Annotated in this window: 4 protein-coding genes and 1 riboswitch; of the genes, 3 read left to right on the top strand and 1 reads right to left on the bottom strand. The window is 64.9% G+C overall.

The window, feature by feature from the left end:
• Both WBF82_RS17025 and WBF82_RS17020 read left to right on the top strand, forming a co-directional pair.
• Nucleotides 1–651, top strand: a 651-nt coding sequence (locus WBF82_RS17025; RefSeq protein WP_424384143.1) for an NAD(P)H-dependent flavin oxidoreductase, incomplete at its 5' end; no start/stop codon positions are given.
• Nucleotides 652–799: 148 nt separating this feature from the next.
• A riboswitch (M-box (ykoK) riboswitch) is annotated at nucleotides 800–970 on the top strand.
• 273 nt (nucleotides 971–1,243) lie between these two features.
• Complete coding sequence (locus WBF82_RS17020) at nucleotides 1,244–1,480, top strand: Rv1535 family protein (protein WP_424384142.1); 237 nt, start codon at nucleotides 1,244–1,246, stop codon at nucleotides 1,478–1,480.
• Between the two features lie 56 nt (nucleotides 1,481–1,536).
• Here the strand turns inward: WBF82_RS17020 and WBF82_RS17015 are convergent, their stop codons facing one another.
• The gene (locus tag WBF82_RS17015; RefSeq protein ID WP_424384141.1) at nucleotides 1,537–2,298 is read right to left on the bottom strand and encodes a lipase family protein; all 762 of its coding nucleotides are present in this window, start codon (nucleotides 2,296–2,298) and stop codon (nucleotides 1,537–1,539) included.
• A 108-nt stretch (nucleotides 2,299–2,406) separates the two neighbouring features.
• Here WBF82_RS17015 and WBF82_RS17010 point away from each other — a divergent pair, with 108 nt between their 5' ends.
• Nucleotides 2,407–2,781 carry an amino acid-binding protein gene (locus WBF82_RS17010; protein ID WP_424384140.1) on the top strand — a complete coding sequence of 125 codons (375 nt, stop codon included), beginning with the start codon at nucleotides 2,407–2,409 and terminating at the stop codon, nucleotides 2,779–2,781.
• The last annotated feature ends 136 nt before the right edge of the window (nucleotides 2,782–2,917 follow it).

The following is a 2,917-nucleotide window of genomic DNA, read 5'->3' as shown; positions in this document are numbered from 1 at the left end:
CACCAGGCCGACGTGCTGGTCGCGGCTCTGGCCGGCACGACGCGCCACGCGCAGCGACATGCCGCCGCCGGAGTCGACCTCATCGTCGCCCAGGGCACCGAGGCCGGCGGGCACACCGGTGAGGTGTCGACGATGGTGCTGGTACCTGAAGTCGTAGATGCCGTCGATCCCGTGCCGGTGCTGGCCGCGGGCGGGATCGCCCGCGGTCGTCAGATCGCCGCGGCGCTGGCGTTGGGCGCCGAAGGCGTGTGGTGCGGATCGGTCTGGCTGACCACCGAGGAAGCCGAGACGTTGCCCATCGTCAAGGACAAATTCCTGGCCGCGTCCTCGTCGGACACCGTGCGATCGCGGTCGCTGACCGGCAAGCCCGCGCGCATGCTGCGCACTGCCTGGACCGACGAGTGGGAGCGGCCAGGCAGTCCCGACCCGCTCGGTATGCCGCTGCAGTCGGCGCTGATCGGCGATCCGCAGTTGCGCATCAATCGGGCCGCCGGCCACGCCGATTCCAAGGCCCGCGAGTTGGCCACCTATTTCGTCGGCCAAGTCGTCGGTTCGCTGGACAAAGTGCAGCCGGCGGGAGCGGTGGTGCTGGACATGGTCTCCGAGTTCATCGACGCGGTAGGACGTCTCAACGAATTGACCGATCGGTGACAGAGGCCGCCCGCGCAGTCACCGAAGGGCTGCGTCCGCAGACGATCAGGAAGTCATAACGGCTGGTCAGGTGCCGTAATCGTGCTCAGGAAGTTTTTTGGGCGTGGCGAATTGACCCCGGCGCGATGTTCGTGCATCATCGACGGGGTAAGCACCTCGTTAGGTGAGGCGTCTACGCGGATATAGGCCACTGACCCCGAACGTCGAGAGACGCCCAGGGTCAGGACAGCTCCTCCCGGCTTAAGGGTTGAGCCCAAGTGGCTTCCGGAGTTTCCGGATACGGCGTGTAGTGCCAAATCTCTGACGAGTGGGGTGCGGTTCCCGAGGTCATCGGGTTTCCTATGCTCCTGCTTGCGTGTGAATTGTGCGGTTATCCGCACGTGGCGCGACCGCGAGGAGGTGAGGGACGAATGAGTTCCAGTTCTAGTCCGGATCGATATCCGGATTCTGTGTCGTCCCGATCTGGTCTCCGGCGCGCGGCTGCAAGCTGAGCCTTTCTCTGGCGCAGGCAGCGCATCGCCTCATCGGAAGCCGATTCGGACGGACATCGAATCCCGTTATGCCCGTTTGACTTTCCGCTTAGGAGGCGATCATGACCGCGGTACTCTTTGACGAAGTGGTAACGGCGGCGCCCGCACGCCGGCTCAGGGCAGTGCCTGCCCCGACGCCGACCGCAGTGCCGGCGCCCAAGCGGACCTCCAGGCGGCCCGAACAACAGCTAGTCGGCGGCGACCCGTTGGTCAGCGGCGCCGCTCGGTTGCTCTGCGTTCCGTTGCGTCAGCTCTACGCCGCGCTCTGGCGCGCCGGCGTGTTAGAGGTTGGCGCCTGACAAAACTGTCGCTCCCGGCACTTGAGTTGGTTTGACCCTCGGTGCCGGGAGCGTCCTCATTGCTGGGCCGAAATCAGCGCCGATAGCCCGCTTTGGTAGGCGACCAGGCTGTGTCGCCACCCGACCTGGACCGGCCCGCCGCTGTCGACGGTGATCTGGGCGCCAACATGCACGTATGGAGGCGGCGGGACGTACGGCACAATATCGAGAAAATTCACTACCCGAAAACAGCTTTCGATCGCCGCGTTGAACGCGGTGACAAAGTCGGGCAAGCCGACCCGCGGGCCGGCGAAGGTGATCAGTCGGGGTTCAATCTTATTCGGCGGCATACTCCGGAATATGTCCGGCGCCGCGAGTACGGCCAGCGCCGCTCCCAGACTGTGTCCAGTGATCAGGATCTCATCGCAGCCCGCTGTCGCGCCGGCCAAGTTTGTCGCGACGCTGTTCCGGACGAGTTGGTACGCGTCCTGAAAGCCGGTATGCACCTGCCCGAATCCGCTTACCGGGCGATAGTCGCCGGGGACGGCGTCGAGGTCCGCGAGCCAATCCTCGACGTCGGCGGTGCCGCGAAATGACACGAATGCGCTGCGGGTGGCCGGGTTACGGCCCATCAGCCCGAAGATGTTGGTGTCTTTGGTCATCGCAGCCACGGCCGGGTGCGGGCTCGTCATCGCGGTGAGCACCACGGCATCAACCTTGATCAAACTGGTCTGGGTGTAACCGGGTGGCAAGACGGCCTGACTACCGCTCATCACCGTGTACGCCGCCTCCGCCAGCGGCAGAACCACATCGCGGGCAAACGTCGCGTCGAACGCCACAGCCGCAGTTTAGGAAAGCTGCTGTCTAGTTTCGGGGATCCTCACCCGGCGTGCCCGCGGTAGCGTGGACATGCGATCCGCTCAGACCTGGTGCGAAGGGAGCGCGTCATGGCGACCGATCTAACGCTCTATCTCGACGACGAGCCCGGCGAGCTGGCCCTGATCGGCGATGTGTTGGGCAAGGCGGGCGTCAATATCGCCGGTCTGTGCGCCCTGACAAGCGGCGGAGGGCAGGCTGAGGTGCACATCCTGGTGCATGATGCCACCTCCGCATTCGAGGCGCTGCAGGGCGCCGGAATCAAAATCGCCGAGGAGCAAGAGGTGATCGTGCTGGACATCAACGACCGTCCCGGCGCGCTCGGCGAAGTCGTCCACAAACTTGGCGCCGCGAAGATCAATCTGGAAACTGCTTATCTCGCCACCAACACCCGGCTGGTACTGGGGGCGGCCAATCTCGCCGACGCCAAGGCCGCGCTGGCCTGAAGCGGATTTGCTTGCCCCCGTAGAATCTCCTGCAACGGCGTTGATCCGGCTATCACCGGGGAGCCTTCGGAAGAACAGGCCCAGTACCTAGAGGAACGGCTCAAGTAGACCCGAACGGGTAGGCCCGTCACAGCCG

This window comes from Mycobacterium sp. (assembly GCF_049673265.1).
GTDB lineage: Bacteria > Actinomycetota > Actinomycetes > Mycobacteriales > Mycobacteriaceae > Mycobacterium.
Note: the sequence above shows the minus strand (reverse complement) of the source record. Positions and strands in the feature narration are given on the sequence as shown.

What these genes read in the sequence shown, in the direction of transcription:
- WBF82_RS17020 (WP_424384142.1), top strand. Translation starts at nt 1,244, where the DNA reads ATGACCGCGGTACTCTTTGACGAAGTGGTAACGGCGGCGCCCGCACGC.
- WBF82_RS17010 (WP_424384140.1), top strand. Translation starts at nt 2,407, where the DNA reads ATGGCGACCGATCTAACGCTCTATCTCGACGACGAGCCCGGCGAGCTG.